Source organism: Peribacillus sp. CSMR9, from assembly GCF_033141925.1.
GTDB classification, from domain to species: Bacteria; Bacillota; Bacilli; order Bacillales; family DSM-1321; genus Peribacillus; species Peribacillus simplex_A.
In genome coordinates this window covers 17,927-36,076 of record NZ_JAOPHO010000042.1, presented here as the reverse complement: position 1 = coordinate 36,076, position 18,150 = coordinate 17,927, and the positions used below count along the sequence as shown (strand labels likewise).

Annotated in this window: 18 protein-coding genes; 4 read left to right on the top strand and 14 right to left on the bottom strand. The window is 39.2% G+C overall.

The genetic code is table 11. The features are described from left to right. Nucleotides 1–185 precede the first annotated feature (185 nt). On the bottom strand, nt 186–752 hold the full coding sequence (locus tag N9I19_RS17010) for a competence protein ComK (protein WP_125163634.1): 567 nt from the start codon (nt 750–752) through the stop codon (nt 186–188). 335 nt (nt 753–1,087) lie between these two features. On the opposite strand from N9I19_RS17010, the gene N9I19_RS17005 reads away from it, so the two are divergent. Next, complete coding sequence (locus tag N9I19_RS17005; protein WP_061462041.1) at nt 1,088–1,324, top strand: IDEAL domain-containing protein; 237 nt, start codon at nt 1,088–1,090, stop codon at nt 1,322–1,324. Nucleotides 1,325–1,395: 71 nt separating this feature from the next. On the opposite strand, the gene N9I19_RS17000 is transcribed toward N9I19_RS17005, so the two are convergent. The 6 genes from N9I19_RS17000 to N9I19_RS16975 form a co-directional block, all read right to left on the bottom strand. After that, nucleotides 1,396–2,205, bottom strand: coding sequence for a YitT family protein (locus tag N9I19_RS17000; RefSeq protein WP_061462040.1), 810 nt, complete (start codon nt 2,203–2,205; stop codon nt 1,396–1,398). A 152-nt stretch (nt 2,206–2,357) separates the two neighbouring features. Next, nucleotides 2,358–3,623 (bottom strand): M48 family metallopeptidase, encoded by a 1,266-nt coding sequence (locus tag N9I19_RS16995; protein WP_061462039.1) that lies wholly within the window; start codon nt 3,621–3,623, stop codon nt 2,358–2,360. 765 nt (nt 3,624–4,388) lie between these two features. Then, complete coding sequence (locus tag N9I19_RS16990) at nt 4,389–4,916, bottom strand: HD domain-containing protein (protein WP_061462037.1); 528 nt, start codon at nt 4,914–4,916, stop codon at nt 4,389–4,391. A gap of 174 nt (nt 4,917–5,090) precedes the next feature. Further along, complete coding sequence (locus tag N9I19_RS16985) at nt 5,091–6,635, bottom strand: fatty acid--CoA ligase family protein (RefSeq protein ID WP_317778482.1); 1,545 nt, start codon at nt 6,633–6,635, stop codon at nt 5,091–5,093. Nucleotides 6,636–6,793: 158 nt separating this feature from the next. Beyond that, nucleotides 6,794–7,783 carry a lipoate--protein ligase gene (gene lplA / locus N9I19_RS16980; RefSeq protein ID WP_317778480.1) on the bottom strand — a complete coding sequence of 330 codons (990 nt, stop codon included), beginning with the start codon at nt 7,781–7,783 and terminating at the stop codon, nt 6,794–6,796. A 45-nt stretch (nt 7,784–7,828) separates the two neighbouring features. Next, entirely contained in the window at nt 7,829–8,563 is a 735-nt protein-coding gene (locus N9I19_RS16975) for an MBL fold metallo-hydrolase (protein WP_317778479.1), read from the bottom strand. Between the two features lie 169 nt (nt 8,564–8,732). Between N9I19_RS16975 and yhfH the strand changes: the two genes are divergently transcribed. After that, nucleotides 8,733–8,861 carry a protein YhfH gene (gene yhfH / locus N9I19_RS16970; RefSeq protein WP_081108720.1) on the top strand — a complete coding sequence of 43 codons (129 nt, stop codon included), beginning with the start codon at nt 8,733–8,735 and terminating at the stop codon, nt 8,859–8,861. Nucleotides 8,862–9,021: 160 nt separating this feature from the next. On the opposite strand, the gene N9I19_RS16965 is transcribed toward yhfH, so the two are convergent. From N9I19_RS16965 to hemE, 3 genes are all read right to left on the bottom strand, one after another. Next, nucleotides 9,022–9,597, bottom strand: a complete 576-nt coding sequence (locus N9I19_RS16965; protein ID WP_317778478.1) for a TetR/AcrR family transcriptional regulator — start codon at nt 9,595–9,597, stop codon at nt 9,022–9,024. 268 nt (nt 9,598–9,865) lie between these two features. Continuing rightward, nucleotides 9,866–10,801 carry a ferrochelatase gene (gene hemH / locus N9I19_RS16960; protein ID WP_284471496.1) on the bottom strand — a complete coding sequence of 312 codons (936 nt, stop codon included), beginning with the start codon at nt 10,799–10,801 and terminating at the stop codon, nt 9,866–9,868. A 78-nt stretch (nt 10,802–10,879) separates the two neighbouring features. Beyond that, complete coding sequence (gene hemE / locus N9I19_RS16955) at nt 10,880–11,923, bottom strand: uroporphyrinogen decarboxylase (protein WP_061462032.1); 1,044 nt, start codon at nt 11,921–11,923, stop codon at nt 10,880–10,882. Nucleotides 11,924–12,194: 271 nt separating this feature from the next. On the opposite strand from hemE, the gene N9I19_RS16950 reads away from it, so the two are divergent. After that, on the top strand, nt 12,195–12,710 hold the full coding sequence (locus N9I19_RS16950; RefSeq protein ID WP_284471497.1) for an antibiotic biosynthesis monooxygenase family protein: 516 nt from the start codon (nt 12,195–12,197) through the stop codon (nt 12,708–12,710). Nucleotides 12,711–12,876: 166 nt separating this feature from the next. On the opposite strand, the gene N9I19_RS16945 is transcribed toward N9I19_RS16950, so the two are convergent. Beyond that, nucleotides 12,877–13,512, bottom strand: a complete 636-nt coding sequence (locus N9I19_RS16945) for a phosphatase PAP2 family protein (RefSeq protein ID WP_317778477.1) — start codon at nt 13,510–13,512, stop codon at nt 12,877–12,879. 93 nt (nt 13,513–13,605) lie between these two features. Here N9I19_RS16945 and N9I19_RS16940 point away from each other — a divergent pair, with 93 nt between their 5' ends. Further along, nucleotides 13,606–14,817: a M20 family metallopeptidase gene (locus tag N9I19_RS16940; RefSeq protein WP_284471499.1), complete on the top strand. Its 1,212-nt coding sequence runs from the start codon at nt 13,606–13,608 to the stop codon at nt 14,815–14,817. A 26-nt stretch (nt 14,818–14,843) separates the two neighbouring features. Here N9I19_RS16940 and N9I19_RS16935 read toward each other — a convergent pair whose 3' ends face one another. From N9I19_RS16935 to N9I19_RS16925, 3 genes are all read right to left on the bottom strand, one after another. Next, on the bottom strand, nt 14,844–15,548 hold the full coding sequence (locus tag N9I19_RS16935) for an EcsC family protein (protein WP_317778476.1): 705 nt from the start codon (nt 15,546–15,548) through the stop codon (nt 14,844–14,846). Nucleotides 15,549–15,653: 105 nt separating this feature from the next. Further along, a complete protein-coding gene (locus tag N9I19_RS16930) occupies nt 15,654–16,862 on the bottom strand; it encodes an ABC transporter permease (protein WP_317778475.1) in 1,209 nt (402 codons plus the stop codon). Next, on the bottom strand, nt 16,855–17,598 hold the full coding sequence (locus N9I19_RS16925) for an ABC transporter ATP-binding protein (protein ID WP_317778474.1): 744 nt from the start codon (nt 17,596–17,598) through the stop codon (nt 16,855–16,857). Before N9I19_RS16925 ends, N9I19_RS16930 begins: the two co-directional genes overlap by 8 nt. Nucleotides 17,599–18,150: the final 552 nt, after the last annotated feature.

Here is an 18,150-nt window from a genome sequence, read left to right as displayed (position 1 = left end):
GAAAATCAACGGCCAAATTGTACAACTCATAAAAAATAGACAAACTCGATTTTCATCGAGTTTGTCTACAGTCTGAGCCCTTCTCTTATGAGAAGGGCTTGCTTTAATTTTGACTAAATGCCGTTTGCATCCTTTACATTCCAGTCAGCACTGTTACGATTTTCACAGCCTGGATCCGCCTTCCTTCACTTGCTTGGTATATACTTTGACATTACCTCTGAAGCCTTGACTCCATTTGCCTCGGAGAACAGATAGAACGATTTCCTCTTTGTTTCCTCAATCCTCTGGATCAGTTTCGTTTTTAAAAAAGATGTCCGGTGCAGCTGGTTTTCAAAAGAACTGCATGATACTTCTATATCGATGGTTTGTCTATTCCTGAATGTGATGGTTGTATGTTTGGAATCCAGGCGATCATAGGATACCACATGCTCATGTGATAACCAGATGCATTGAGGACGCAACGGAGATGTAGTTGGAAAGAAGAAGATCGAACTGGTCGGATCAATTGCAATCGGTGCTTTATGTGTGATGTTTATGAGCTGTTTCGTGCCTTGTTTGCGTCCTTCATAACTTGATCCGAAAAACTCACAGCTTTTCTTTACTATTTCCAAAGGTTTAAACGGGGAGATGAACTCGTCCTCCATTTCAACGATACGGGCATATATTTTACTTCCATAATTAATTGGTGAAACCATTAGTGTATAGGGCGTGATTTCATATTCCTCGATGATTCCCTGACTGTTTTCCTTCATTTTCAATCCACCTCTTCCTCATTGCATTAAAAAGTAAAACTATAAACACCATTTTACTTTACCAAACCTTATACTCTTAATCGCTTGTACCCTTCCATTCCCGATTGTATAAAAAGGTGAAGGGAGATAGTAAATATATGCTAAATTCCTCACTATAATAGCACAACCTGTAAAGATAAAAAGCAAGTTCACAAAAAATTAAAAATTCTTTTAAAAAGTGGTGATTTCGTCATCTAAACGACACATTCTCTATTAAGTTTAAATTTTTTTGAATTTTCAGTTGATTTTATCCATTCAAATCCATATACTAATAAAAAGGGTCAGGGGTGGTAACTTTGAAAAATGAAAAATCTTATTCAGAGTCAGTGAAGTCCTTATCAATGAGCGAAATGAAAAACGATGCTGTGGTTCAGGAAATGTTAATTGATATGATTATTCTGGAATCCGTCCTTACTACCAAAAAGAATATCCTTGCGAAACAGATTGATGAAGCCCTGGATATGAAAAACAAACCTTTATTCCTAAAACTAAGTTCTGAAATGAACGTTTTACTGAAACAGTTTGGAAATTAAAATGAATGACTAAAAAACAGCCTGATAATCAAAACAGCCTCCCATAAAGTGGGAGGCTTCTCTATTTATTATCACTCTTTATGAAACATCCCCATGACCTCGGCTGTTTCCGTTATATTGACAAAAGCATTGGGATCCACTTCTTTTATCATCGCTTTTACATCGGTTAATTGATAACGGGTAATGACTGTCATCATTACTTTACTCTTTTCTCCAGAGTATGCACCTTCACCATCCATGACTGTAATTCCTCGATATAGGTTGGTCAGGAGCTTCGTTTTCATTTCGTCACTCTTTTTCGTAACGATCATTAATGTTAATTTAATGTGATTGGAATGAATCGTATCAATCACCTTTCCTGCTGCATATATGGAAATCAGCGTATATAATGCGGCATCCCAACCAAAGATGAAGCCTGAGATAACCACCACTACTGCATTCATCACCGAAAGCAATGTACCAAGTGGAAAGTCGCTCTTCTTAGCCAAAAGCATGGCAATGATATCAAAACCGCCGGAAGATCCTGAAGCGCGAAAGATGATGCCTATGCCGAATCCCGATATGATTCCGCCAAATAAAGAAGACAAAATCGGTTCAGTGGATATTCCATGAACCGGAATGAGATATAAACTGACTGATATCACGACAACTGAAAATATCGTATAGGTGATAAAGCGTCTTCCTAATTTCAGGTATCCAAGAATTAACAATGGCAGGTTCAATAGAAAATTCAATATCCCTGTGTTGACTGGGGTAATGATTCCGAACATAATCGCAAGTCCACTAAGTCCGCTGCTTAAAATTAAATGAGGTATCAAAAATAAGTTGTAGGCTACTGCAACAAGCACTGAGCCTATAGTGATGCAAAGTACATTATACATATCTGATCTCCTTAAAGCGAACCGGGAATTTAATTTATTATATTAGAGAATCTAAGATTTTTAAAAATAATAGTTTTTTCTGAAAACGACATTTAAACTTCCACTTTCCTGATATTAGGAAAAAAAAAAGCCAGCTGATTTTCAGCTGGCTTTCAATCACCCTTTGTATCTGCATTTTCAACCGTGGAAATCCGCTCGAGCATGGTTGGATGGGAATACCGCAGCCACTTTACCAGGATTGGCGGATTGACCTGGCTCAAACCCGACCTCGTGAGTTCCTGGAAGGTGGTGATTGCTGATTCTTTATCCCCGGTCATTTCAATGGCATAACGGTCAGCCCTCGTTTCTTGATATCTGGAAACATAATTGGACAGCGGACTGGCAGCGAACAGCAGCACAGACGTTATTAAAAGAAATAATGGAAGAGAAGAAATGTTATCAACCGTACGTACCTTTAACAGGTGGCCCCAGCGCCTTATGATATAATTCATGATTTTCGATGTCAGCCATAGACCGATTAAAGTCATTCCTATATAACCTGCAATCCCTATATAAATATGCTTTTCGACATAATGGGCCATTTCATGTGCCATGATGAAAAGGATTTCATCTTCCTTTAGCTTGTTCAGGGTCGTATCCCAAAGGACTATCCTAGAGTTGGAACCTATACCGTTCACGTATGCGTTCAAGGCATTTGTCTTTTCCGCCATATTTACTTCAAATACGTGTTCAGCCGGAATTTCAGCCTGTGAGGCAAGTGCCAATATTTCCGTTTCCAGCTCTTTATTTTTGAGCGGATAGAATTCATTATACAGCGGATCAATCAATACAGGCTGAACAAACATCAAGAACAAGGTAAATGGAATGGACAACATCCAAGCATAAAGCCACCACCTCTTCACACTTTTCTTCATTAACCAATATAAGACGGAAACGATGATAAACATCATCCCAAAATTCACCCAGAATTCGATGACTCCATCCTTCATCCACGAGGTGAAACTTTGTGTACTGATATGGTAACTTTTACTTATCCGATAACCAATGAAGCGGATTGGAAATAGTGCCAGGTAAGAAATCACAGAAAGCCAGAATAAGTAAATGCCCGTTTGGATCACTTTCCGTTTCGAGACCGCCAAAGACGACTTTTCAAAAACTTTTGAAAAGCCAAATAATAAAATAAAGAAATACAGCAGCCATTCATATGGCGTAGAAACGAAAAAAATAAAATTTCGCAGGCCTGAATATTCTTCGCTAAGCTTTAGTTCCCTAGCATTCAAAAATGTTGCAGGGTCTGCTGCAGTACCACGCAATGCTTCGGGAATGGAAGTATCCGCCCCGTAAAAAATATACCAATACATCACTGCTGCATAAAAGATAAATAATAGAATCGCTCTTCCTGCCCATTTTCTAACCATGATGCCCCTCCTTAAACGAATCTCCCTCTTATTAGTTTAATCCAAAATGGACAGGTTAGAACCCCATTTTCCCTTCTATAATTATTTATTCCATAAATGTTCAAACAATCTTGATCATTAAATGCACGTCACGATGATATGGTCTGGAAATACAAGGAGGCGGAACATATAGCTTGTACCAGAGACATTTAAGATAAATGAAGCGGAGGATGGGAGGCATTACAAGGTATAGGTGAAGATATAAAAAGGATCGCAGACCCGTTTGATTTTCTTTTTCGAGATTAAGGCACCGCCTAATTTGTCCATACTGCCGCCACCCATATTTGATTTAAGATGAAAATCGTCTCATCAAAGTCCTTGCGGTGAATATGAATCCGATAAAGAATCAGGGTAGGCCATTTTGAAACAAGCCGATTAACGGAGCGGAGGGCTTTAGTGGTCATCCCTTCATGATGCTATTTTTAAAACTATACAAAAGTGCCATAAGCTCCGGGCGATTCAGTTTTCTGTATACCCTGCACCGTGCCGATGGATAGAAAAAGTTTTTTTGAAATTTGCTAATTCGTTTGGCATTCAGTGAGTAGAATAAGCAGTTCATGCTCGCGTTTGGAAAAAGACCCGAATTTTTCTATTTCCTTGCCCGAAGATATTGGTGATTTTTCACCATCTGCTGCAGCTTCTTCAATAGAAAAGGTTTAAATGAAATAAAATGAAATAAAGATAAAATCAAAATTCAAACTGTAAAAGGCCATCACCCGTTTGCCTTCAGGATGATAGCCTTCTTTTTTGTTCCTCATCAATGAGTGTATCAAGTCTCATGATGCTTTCCTTTGCCCGGAGAAAATCAATCTTGCGGTAATGGTGTTTTCCACCTTCTTCTTCATCTTTTTCGTCGGCCCATTTGACGACCTGCTGAAGCGGTGTTCGAATAATATCATTTGAAGGTAAAAACGAATCGGTGTGAAATAAAATGGCGAGGGAAATGGTCTTTGCCTTTATCGGGTTCTCTCCCAAACGGATTAACAGTTTATGTGCTCGTTCTGCACCTTTAATAGGATGGATATCATTTTGTTTGTACAGATCATAATCCCACTTACCATTGCGATACCAGGTGAAATGGCCCATATCATGCAGAAGTCCTGCTTTAGCCGCAATATCAGGGTCTATCTTATATTCGTTTGCTAGGTGAAACGAATGATAGGCTACCGCAATCGCATGTGCCAGACCTGAACGGTTCAAGTATTTTTGAGCAATGGGATGTGTAAAAACATCTAAAAGCTTTACATCTCTCATCTAAACCCTCCTTACAATTATGTGGAAATTTTTAATGACAATCATAACTCTTTTCGAAACAAGAATCAAGGCTTTAAGCTACCCCGATATATTTTATGCAGCGAGATGCACATTGGTTGTACAAAAAAAGGACCATTGCAAGTTATAGGCAATGATCCTTTTGATTAACCAAATTCAGTTTTGTATTACAAGGGTTTTTAAGGAACGCCGTAAAATTTTACCGGTTGTGTTTTTTGGCAATTCATCCAAAAACTCAATTTTTGCCGGAACCTTATATTTAGCCAAGTGTTCCATGCAATAGGCAAGTAGTTCTTCCTCGGTCAATGCACTGTTTTTCTTTACCACGAAGCAGTGAACAACTTCTCCCTGATTGGGATCCGGCACGCCTATAGCCGCTGCCTCAACTACTTCAGGATGGCCATACAGAGTCTCTTCCACTTCACGTGGATAGACATTATAGCCACCGACGATGATGAGTTCCTTCTTACGGTCTACAATGAAAAGATACCCTTCATCATCCATCCTGGCTAAATCGCCTGTATACAACCAGCCATCTTTCAAGACCGCCGCCGATTCTTCAGGCATTTTATAATACCCCTTCATTACATTCGGACCTTTGACAATCAATTCCCCTACACCATTGATCGGCACTTCTTCCCCAAGCTCATTAACGACTTTGTTTTCCACTCTGAGGATGGAGGTTCCGATGGATCCTGCCTTCCTTGGACGATCCAAAGGATTGAAACAGGTAACAGGAGATGCTTCTGATAAGCCATACCCTTCTGAAACCCTGACATTAAATTTCCGCTCGAATGATTCAAGCAGTGAAACTGGCATGGCGGATCCACCTGATATGCATATCCGCAATGACTCCAAAGCGTCTTCTTTTACATCTGGATATTGGAAAAGAAAATTATACATCGTAGGCACTCCAGCGAAAACGGTTGCATTATATTTTTTGATTTGACTGAATATTTCCTTTGGACTGAATTGCGGGATAATTAAAAGCGTACCTCCACTCAATAATGGGGCATTTACAACTACCGTTAAACTGAAAACATGGAACATTGGCAATGTCGTAATGACACGGTCATTTTCCGTGATTTTTAAATATTCACCAACATCATGTGCATTGGAGAATATATTGGTATGTGTGAGCATGGCCCCCTTTGGTTTTCCCGTTGTCCCGGAAGTATAGAGTATGATTGCCGTATCTTCAGGATCCAGTTCTGGTCCTTTATAGCCTTCATCCCCTTTCTCGACCATTTTTGTAAACGATTTCATTTTTGGGTAGATGTTCAATTTGCTAGTTTCCCCATTTTCCGGCTGTGTTTCACAAATTACATACTTATCTACACTTGAGAGGATCGAGTTCATTTTCTCGAATAAGGGTAAAAGCCTATCTAATGCCACAACGACCTTTACATCGCCGTTATTCAGGATGTATCCAATCTCGTCAGGTGTGTAGATTGGATTTACGGGAATTACGGTCGCCCCTGTACGTAAAACTCCATACAACGAAATAATGAAATGTGGAGAATTGCCTAATACCAGCGCAACATTATCACCTTTTGAAACACCCAGCCTATGTAATTCGTCTGCAAACTTCGAAACGGCTTTATCCAATTCCCCATATGAGGTGGATTGATCCATAAAATAAAAAGCTGGCTTGTCCGCCTTTCTTAAAGCAGTTTGATGAAGCTGTTCAGATAAATTCATCATTCTCCCTCCCCCTGCAAATATAATGAATGAGTAATCATTCATTTTTATTATATTAAAAGAAAATGATTACAGCAACAATTTTATCCAAATTCAAGCAATTACTGTCATAATTAGACACAAAAACCGTCCTACTTAGTCAGGACGGAATTTCAGGCTTAATATATTAGGGCCAATATTTCTTCTTTCGTTACATTGCCAAAATAATGCCGAACATCTATCTCATCTAGTACATTGCTGATAGCTTTCTTTTCATAGCGTGATCCAGTAAGCTTCTGTTCAATATCCGCAACCTCTCCGACCCCGAAGAAGTCACCGTAGATTTTACAATGCTCAATGATTCCCCTGTTAACTTCAAGACGGATATCAACAGATCCCACCGAGAATCTATGCGAGTTTTGTAAGTTGAATTTAGGCGATTTTCCGTAGTTCCACTCCCAGTTTTGATACCTTTCTTCCGAGATTTTGTGAATTTTCTCCCAATCCGCCTCCGTTAAAACATACTCAGTGACCTCACCGCTTTCCTTAAAAATATTTTGCAGCAGGAATGAGCGGAATTCTTCAACAGACATCGGTTCTTTTAAAAAATCAGCGATATTACCGACGCGGCTTCTTATCGATTTAATCCCTTTAGACTCGATTTTATCTTTTTTCACTTTTAAAGCGGATACAATGTTATCCATTTCTGATTGAAACAACAATGTCCCATGACTGAACATTCTGCCCTTCGTTGAAAACATCGCGTTTCCGGAAATTTTCTTTCCTTCAGCCAGGATATCGTTACGTCCGCTTAATTCAGCTTGTATTCCTAGTTTTTCGAGCGTTTCCACGACAGGCTGGGTGAATTTCTTAAAATTATGGAAGCTATCCCCATCATCTCTCGTAATGAAACTGAAATTGAGATTCCCTAAATCATGATAAACCGCTCCACCCCCTGAAAGGCGGCGAACAACTGTAATGCCATTTCCATCTACATAATCGGCATTGATTTCTTCAATCGTATTTTGATTCCTTCCTATGATGATTGAAGGACGATTAATATAGAATAGAAGATAGGTCTCATCTATATTTAAATGTTTAAGCGCATATTCTTCGATGGCCAGATTAATTCTTGGATCCGTAATTCCATTATTATCAATAAAAAGCACAGTTGTTCCTCCTTGTAGACTTCATTCATACCATTAATATTTCATTTATAGTTGGAATTCGAGATTGGTTTTAGCTACAGCTATTTCCCTTTTGAATACCTCGGATGCTTCTTTTTTAAGTTGATTAAGATCCCCATAATGAGGGAGATGAGTTAACAGCAAAAGCTGTACGTCTGCCTTGGCTGCTAGCATGCCAGCTTCTCTAGCCGTCATATGCCCTGCCTTTGAACCATCCATATCGCTGTAAAAGTTACTTTCACATAATAAAACATTTGCGTTTTTAGCGAAATCTGCAAGCTCATCCATATATGAACTGTCACCTGTGTAAACAATCGAATGATTTTCAGCTTCAATCCTCATAGCAAAACATGGTACTGGATGTTTCGTTTTCATGAACGTGAATGTACACGGTCCTATTGTTAAGGGTTCATCAGCAGAGTAGACTATTCCCTTTGTCACGTCTTTATAAGTTAACTTTCCAAATTCGGCTTCGTCTAAATCATGGCCATAAATAGGAATGGTCCTTTTCTCGCTGCCCAATATCTGCTGTATGAGCGCGGCGTGTTGCAGGACACCAACATCCGCTACATGATCCGGATGATAGTGGGATAATACAACTGCACCAAGATCCTCCGACTTCATATGATTTTGCAACTGTGATAGAACACCGCTGCCACAATCAAGCAGAATGCGAAAATCTTCATATTCAAGCAAATAGCCGGAACTTGCCTCATTTTTAGCTGGATATCCGCCCCAGCAGCCAATTACGGTGATTTTCATACTTAGGCACTCCTTTTTTTCTCAATGACTTCCCCATTAATATAAACTATTCTTACCCTTATTTCACCTTTTTCACTTATGTTATAAAACAAACATTGACACATCCACTCTGTTATAATACAATGTGATCATAGAAAAGCGAATAATAAAAATACAGGAGATGATGTTCATGATTCAAAGTAGCATTGAGTTCTTTAAAAACCTGCCTCCGAAACAATGCATGGAATGCGGAAAAAAAATCGAAGAACAGCACGAATGTTATGGAAACCACTGTGATCATTGCCTTTCTGGAGAGTAGTGTATTGTGTTTCACCATCCGCTTCCCAATTAGCAGGATGATCTCATATAAATTCAGTCTCGCAGCTGAAAACCATCCCAAATATAAAGAAGAGATACCGATGATCGGTTTCTCTTCTTTATTTCGATTCATTGCATTTTAAGCCAAAAAAATAGAATTATCACGGAGTGGATAATCCTTTGAATAAATATATTTTAAATAGTTCAGCAATTTCCTCTTTCCCTAATGGGGCATGATTCCTTTCCCAATCAAAAATAAGGGCAAGGTACATCTTTAGCATCAGGAAAGCTGTTATCTCTGGATCACAAGGCTGTATATAGCCCTTATCAATCGCAATTTTAAGTTTTTCCTTAATGTAAGATACAATGGCTTCTTCCATTTCATTTATCATTTCCTGAACGGCCGGAGTACCAATTTCCCGCTCTTCCTGAAGAAGTTTTAAAGATAATTGATGTTCCTGCCTGAACTCCAGGATTCGATAAACAGCCCGATGCAGATTTTCAAAAAAGGATAGTTGTTCATCCAAAGATTGTTCCGCCTCATATTTCATTTCCTCTATCATCCGCTGAACGATTTCTTTAAACAGCTCTTCTTTATTTTTATAAAAGGTATAAATTGTACCTTTCCCCACATTGGCAATTTTAGCGACTTGATCCATCGTCGTTGCCTTATATCCAAAAAGTGAAAACGACTTGGTCGCAGCTTCTAGAATTAATTTTTTACGATCAACAGACATTTCCCACCTCATCTCTGACCAAACGGACAAAACGGTCATTAAGTTCAACAATATCATACCAAAAATATTCAGTCTTTTCAATAAAACTTTTAATTTTCTAGAGAAATAATGGCCATCCTCATTACTGGACAGCCACTTTCCTAAAACAGGTTATAAAATTTCATCACCAGGATACGCTTTTCCAGATGTAGCGTATCTTTCAATTTCATTTAAAAAATATGTAAGGTCATCGCAATCATGGATGAACTGCATATCCCTTATTAACCAATCATTTTTCCTGTAATCTGTTTAAAATGATTGTGGCCAATGCATCGATGAATTCAGGTTTAACATTGGGCATATCCGGCCGGTAGTAACCTGCACCAATATCTTCCGTTACAACCTTACATTCATAATCGTTATCATAAAGGACTTCAAGATGCTCAGCAACAAAACCAACAGGTATATAAATGAAAGCTTTATAACCTTTTGCTTGATGAAGATCTCTGGTTAAGTCCTGTACATCCGGTCCTAACCATGGTTCAGGTGTTTGTCCAGCGCTTTGCCAGCCAACTGCGTAATTGGTAACCCCTGCGCCTTTTGCAATCATGTCTGCAGTTTCTTTCAGTTGATTTGGATATGGATCTCCTAATTGCAATATCTTTTCTGGGAGGCTATGCGCAGACACAATCAAAGCGTAATTATCGCGCTCTTCCGAGGTCATTTTCCCGATTACTTCTTTTAATTGGTCTACCCAATATTGAATGAATTTCGGCTCATCATACCAGCTTTCAACAGAAGTGATGGTCAGGTCACCCAATTTAGCGGCTTCATCCTGAGCACGTCCATTATAAGACTTCACGCTGAATGTTGAAAAGTGCGGTGCCAATACAATACTTACCGCTTCTTTGATACCATCATCATGCATTTGTTTCACTGCGTCTTCAACAAAAGGTTCAATATGTTTCAGTCCTAAATATGCCTTGAATTCAATTTCTTCCTGAACGGAATTCAATTGCTTTTCAAGGGTTTCAGCTTGTGCTGCAGTTATTTTTGCAAGCGGTGATAATCCACCGATCGCTTCATATCTGCCTTTTAGATCAGCAATCAATTCATCGCTTGGTCGTCTCCCATGACGAATATGTGTATAATATCTTTCAATATCCTCTTCAGTGTACGGAGTACCATAAGCCATGACTAGAAGGCCCATTTTTTTTCTTGACATCAAATTACACCTCTTTTAAAGATTTCGTTCTTTTATTGTGCATCCATTTAAGGATTCTTAGCAAATGGTTCGCTCACCTTACTTCATTTTTGATGAATATTCATGAATGAAGGCGGTCAGCCTTTTCAGTGTTTCAGGGTTTACGGAAGGGAAGACCCCATGTCCAAGATTAAAGATGTAGCCATCCTGTTCCATGCCCTGATCCAGGATCCTTTTCGTCCGATCTTCTATAACATCCCACGATGATAATAGCAGGGCAGGATCAAGGTTACCTTGAACCGTTTTCTGTATTCCCATTTGTCTTGCTTCTGTAATTGGAAGTCTCCAATCAAGCCCGACCACATCAATTGGAAGATCATTCCACTCGAGTGCCAAGTGACTCGCACCGACCCCGAACATGATTAGCGGTACATTTTCTTCCCGTAATGAAGAAAAAATACGATTCATGATTGGCTTGATGAATACGCGGTAATCTTCAACGTTCAATGCACCCACCCATGAATCAAAGATTTGGATGGCTTTAACGCCAGCTTTAATTTGTGACTTGACATAGATGATGATCATATCGGCTAACTTATCCATTAAAGCAAACCACGCCACTGGCTCGGAATACATGAAAGCTTTCGTCTTATTGTAGTTTTTGGAAGGGCCGCCTTCAATCATGTATGAAGCAATGGTGAATGGTGCACCGGAAAAACCAATCAAAGGTACCGACAATTGTTCAGTGGTCAATAATTTAATCGTGTCCAACACATATGGGATGTCTTTCTCTGGGTCCAATTCACCTAACTTTTCAACATCTGTCAACGATTGGATCGGATTGGATATGACTGGACCGATTCCCGACTGTATCTCAACATCCACACCAATGGCTGGTAGCGGTGTCATAATATCTTTATATAAAATTGCAGCGTCTACATCATATTGCTCAACTGGCAATCTAGTCACATAAGCGCATAATTCCGGCTGATGAGTAATCTCAAAAAGGGAGTACTTCTCTTTCAATTTACGGTATTCCGGCTGTGAACGGCCAGCCTGGCGCATATACCAAACAGGCACATGATCCGTTTTCTCTCCTCTCGCAGCTTTTAAAAATGTATCATTCGTAATTTCCTTAGACATTAATATCCACCTTTCAAGCAATCACGTTTCTATTTTTATTCATTACTTACATAGAATATCAGAAGGATGTTGAATTTCAAATCGAATCTCCTTAAACTATAGCTTTTTCTATAATAGAAGTATAGCCAACATATTTATTTGTCAGGAAATCGACGTTTTTATAAAAATCTCACCGATTTCCAAGCCTTTTGGTTTGATTGGAAATGGTAAAAGCATTATTCATTGGGTAAAATGGGTATACAGTTACTATATAGAAATTGGAGGGGAATTTATGAATGTATTCATCACTACAGGCACCTACGATTTTTTGAAAATCAAAAAAGATAAGCACCCGAATGAAAAAATATTACTTATGCAAAATTCTGGCACTACAGTCCTTTTACATGAAACATCAGGTAAAACGATCTTCAGCTCGCCACGTAAATATGAAGTAGTGGATGGGAAAGGACACCTTCAAGATCATGGATATGTAGTCATGAACAATATCCCTGTCAGTGAAGAAGGACGGCCGGTATTCGAACATCGTTTTAAAAAAAGGGCCGGTTTCATTGAAAATGAACCAGGTTTCGTCGCCCTCCGTATCCTGAGGCCAATCAACTCTGAAACTTATGTAATCTTAACGATTTGGGAGAAACAAGCTGACTTTATGAGCTGGCAGAAATCCAGTTCCTATCAGGAGGCCCATAACAGCGACACAAAAGCTACTATTACGAATTCCAGTCAGAAGATGTTTTCTGGTGAAGCCTATGTAACGCAGTATACATTGGTGAAGGATCCCCAAGAATAATCTTTTCCTGATCAATAAGAGTCCCATCCTCTCAAGGATGGGACTTTTCGGTTTCAGAGCGTTATTTTGGACGTCCAAATTATGAAAAGAATGTATTAAGCCAATAAACAATCCGACAAATTCCTTCTTTATTTCCGGGGAAATGTAACGGATATATACAAAAATCTCATGTTTTTTTATAAATGCTCCTCCGTCTTACGAACTTATACAAATTAATCAATGTTAAACTGTATGCAGCTCCTAATGCATAACCTGCCAAAATATCAGTTGGAAAATGAACGTTCATGGCGATCCGGCTGATCCCGATTAGCAGAACCAGACAAACGAAACCGATTCCCATTACCCATTTCAATGAGTTACCTTTAACTTCTTTTAGGATAAAATAAGCAACCATACTGAAGAAAATAAGTCCTAACATTGCGTGGCCACTTGGAAAACTGTAGCCACCTGTCTCCAGCAAATGGTTCCCAGGACGCACCCTTTGAGTATGATTTTTTATCCACTCGTTTAAAACATCGCCGCCAGCCATTCCGATAGAAAAGACGGCCATGGGCAAATAATTCTTCTTTATTATCCATAAATACAGGACACATAGTAAGCTTACAATTCCAATGACCTTGGATTTACCAAGATAGGTAATGGACTTGAAGAAAGTGAACGGAATAGTATTCTCACCCACGGCAAAAAGCTCTGCAATATACGTATCGAACGCTAGCGTTTTCTCACTCTGGACTTCATGCATCAAAAAAAAGAATAGCAACAGGCAAAGCAAAACTACAGCCATCCAAGAATATTTAATCATTCATACAACTCTCCTCAAGGTATTTAATTCACTTTGGATTATTCAGAATATGATATACTACTTACAATTAAACCAATCATTGGGAGGTGCAAAATGATACAGCGATTACACGATCTTATAGATGGTTCTTATGAAGAAATGGTTTCAATCAGGCGTTATCTTCACCAACATCCTGAGCTTTCTTTTCAAGAAACCCAAACGGCTGCCTTCATCGCTGAATATTATGAAAAACTTGGAATCGAACATCAGAAAAATGTAGGCGGTAATGGTGTTATTGCTAAGATTACTGGCAGTAAGCCTGGTAAAACGGTAGCAATGCGCGCTGATTTCGACGCCTTACCGATTCAAGATGAAAAAGAAGTTGCCTATAAATCAACCGTATCCGGGGTCATGCATGCGTGCGGACATGATGGCCATACAGCGACTCTCCTGGTTCTTGCAAAAAATCTGAATGCCCTGAAGGATGAGCTCGAAGGCCAATATATATTTATCCACCAGCATGCTGAAGAATATGCTCCAGGGGGCGCCAAACCGATGATTGATGCGGGTTGCCTTGATGGAGTGGATGTAATTTTCGGCACCCATTTATGGGCTACGGTCCCTACTGGAACAGTCCAATACGCTTATGGACCTCTAATGGCTGCTGCTGACCGATTTGAGATCATCATTCAAGGGCAGGGTGGACATGGAGCACAGCCTCATAAAACCCGCGATGCAATCGTAGTCGGCTCTCAGCTAGTCATGGCCCTACAGCAAATCGTAAGCCGCCGCCTTAATCCAATAGATTCTGCAGTCATTACCGTTGGTTCCTTTGTAGCCGATAATGCCTTTAACGTCATTGCAGATAAGGCAAAAATTATCGGGACCGTCCGTACTTTCAAGGAAGATGTCCGTTCATTTATAAGGGAAGAAATAGAGCGGATTGTTAAAGGAACCTGCCTAGCTGCGGACTGCACCTATGAATATCGATACGTTCAAGGCTATCCGGCTGTCATCCCACACGATGAGGAAACTAAATTCATGATTGAAAGCACTGAGTCCATCAAGGAAGTTTTGGTTACAGAGGAAATTGACCCGGATATGACAGGTGAAGATTTTTCTTATTATTTACAAAATGTGAAAGGTACATTCTTCTTTACAGGAGCCAGGCCAAAAAATGAACATACATACCCGCATCATCATCCTTTGTTCGATTTCGATGAAAAAGCGATGCTCATTGCAGCCAAAATATTAGGCACTGCTGCTGTAACCTATCATAATAAGGAACAATCATCCCCAAAGGTGAATGAATCTTTATTGCGGTAATGATAAAGGGACGGGTTTCCCGTCCCTTACTCTTTTAGAAGTCTGATTCGGTAACAATTGACAGCCGTCTCCCCAAGTTGTTCCAACAAATGATGGTTGGCATATGCACCGACAGCTGCCCCAAACCCTGGGACTAGCTGGAACATTTTAATGACATCGATGTGATCGCGATATTCCTGCTGAAATTCTTGCCAGTCTATTTCCGGCCATTTCCCTGAATCCCATTCTTCTATTACCCGTAATGTTTCCAGTTTTTTTCCCTCGCTCGAAAATGCCATCTGAAAGATATGGAGTATGAACAGGCGTTCCTCATATTTATTTGGATCAAAACCATATATACGGGATATTTCGAATAATAACTTCATCTTGATGCTAAGCAGTAATGGGAAATCAGCCAATCCAATTAAAAGCCCTGCCGCTCCGGTTCCCACACCTTCTATAACGGCTGTTTTCCGATAGGCCGTTACAGTTTCCGCAACCCATTCTTCTTTTTGCTGCAAGGATAGAAGCGCTACATTTTTTTCTTTAGACATATATTTCGAACCTGATAATACGGCCTCAATCATCCCTTTAATACTATCAGTAATCATTTTGTGCACTCGTTCTGGAATATAACTATTCATTTTGATTTGCGCCTTTTTGGACATCCGCTCAAGCCTGCCGGATTTCTTGGCTACTTTCTTTTTCCATGATACTAGTTCCGATAATGCATTTTGTCCATATTCATCCATCAATTAACACCTCCATTAAATATGTATATACCCCTTACGAGGCTTTTAGTTTCAATTTTCATTTCTTAAAAGAAAAAGCTGATTTTATGAAAAATCAGCTTCTGATTAAAAGTTTTTAATTTTCTTTGTTGCATAATTTTTAAAACCGAATAAGAATACAAGTCCCATTGCCAGTGCGGCTAAGGCGGACATCCATTCCCCTTTCACTAGCAGGACCAAGCAGAAGATCAGGTCCTCAAATAATAGGAAAAAGGAAATTAGCTTTATGACTGCAGATTCTCTCATTTTTGCTGGCAATGGATAAAGTGAGACCCACACTTTCCACTCATGAGCCTTCCAAACCGGTAGCAATTGCAGGGCTGTCATAAACAGGAACATAAAAGTTACAATTAAATGAGCCCATATGTTAGTGAATACACTTAAAATAACGGAGCCAATGATAGTTAAACGAAAACAAAGTCCCACATAATCATTGGATCGCAACAAAGTACGGGCGTAAAGATAGGTATACGTTGATTTTTCACCATATGGAATGAATGATAAAAGCCAGTCCATCCATTTCCTTCTTACTACCTTCCCTTTCAAATGGGGAACATCAGTAAACATGTTCGCTATTCGATAAAAAGAATTCATCCGCTTATTTTCCAGTTCCACCAGCCGCTCCCACTTCAACACAAAATCTTTAGTTGCGCTCCGGTAATACATGTAAAGCCCTAACAATAATAAAATGGTTATAAGTGCAAACAGTATATTTGCCCTTGAACAGATGAAATAGAGCATTACTCCATTAAGTAAAAAGCGGATTAAGGCGTCCCACTTGCTCACTGATGTATCTTGATATTTCAATACTTGCCAACGCATGGTTAAATTCAAAAACTTCAAAATAAGCAATACAACCAGGATGATTCCAAAGTCTGTACCTCCTGCACCCGTAACCTTACTATACATTGGAATAAATGCAATTAGGACAACCAGAAGGATAAAGCCCTGCATGACCCAACTTAATACCAGAGAATTCTTGAAATAGCTTTTCAACTTCGTTTCAAGCGGAAGTAAGAATACCGTATCAGGTTCTTTCAAAAAAGTATTTATCGGGCTTCTGGTTACAATCATCGATAAAACAAAGGCCATGATCATTTCAGCCGGGAAATCACTTTTTAACGTCTTCACCCAATCGCTGTAATAATAAGCTAAACCACCAAGAACCAATACCATGACAAAAACCAGATGGCCGTTAAAAATGTAGCGAAGATATTTTTGCGTTTCATTTATATAGCCTAAATATCTTTCCTTCCAGAGATTTTGACTATTCATGACCGATTTCTTCTTTCGTCAATTGAACATATAAATCGTCAAGAGTTGCCCCCGGCATGGAAAATTGTTCACGAAGCTGTTCAAGATTGCCATTTGCCCGAATCTCCCCATTATGCAGGATGATGAAAGAATCACAATACCGCTCGGCTGTAGCCAGTATGTGTGTTGACATTAAAATTCCCGCTCCGCTCTCTTTCATTTTCCTCATCAAATCAAGCAGGGATTGAATGCCTAATGGATCAAGACCTACGAAGGGTTCGTCGACGATATATAAAGACGGCTGTACTAAAAAGGCGCACATTATCATGACCTTTTGCTTCATTCCTTTTGAAAAATGCGCCGGAAACCATTTAAGTCTTTTCTCCATATGAAATTCCTTTAACAGAACGTCCATCCTTTCTTTATATGTGGATTCCTCCAAACCATGCGCCATGGCCGTCAGCTTTAAATGCTCCTCAAGTGTAAGCTCATCATACAAGATTGGAGTTTCTGGAACATAAGTGAATTGCTTACGATATGTATCCGGGTCCTGGGCAAGTGTTTTGCCATGAATCGAAACACTTCCGCCTTTCGGCTCCATGAGTCCGATGATATGTTTAATCGTCGTACTTTTCCCAGCCCCGTTGAGCCCGATTAACCCTACTAACTCATTTGGTTGAATGTCAAAGCTAATTCCCTTTAAAACGGGCGTTTTCGTGTAACCGCCAACTAATTGCTTGATTTCCAATAAGGACATATAAACGATCCTTTCTATATAGAGGTTCTTATTTCCATTTTATCAAATTATCCTGCTTTTATATAGTCGAGTGTTCCCGGAACAAAATTTCCATAAATAACTAATTATATTTTTCCTGCTTGGTGGTCATCATAAATAAGGAAGAAGGGGTTAGTCATTACGTGTGATTCACATCATAATGTAAATGAGGTGTCAGTTAAAGACGTATTACACTGAAATACCCAAATGTTTTATTACAAATGATTCACATCATATTGTAAATGAGGTGTCAGTTAAAGACGTATAACTGAATTAAACCAGAAGCTTCATTTAAAAAAATCGTTTCGAGCAAGGAGATGGTTCTCTTGCACGTAAAAGCAGAAAAATCATTCAATAATTATCAATTATGCTTTGTAAGTTGATGAAACTTTAAAGATATAGGAGATGGTTGCTTTGAATGGAAAATCTCTAATCAGATAATAACCATATTTTACTAAAGTGTAGATGAGGTGTTTGTCGCAGAGAATTTATGCTAATGCGAATTTTGAAGCCCCCCCCCCTTTTTCAAACAAG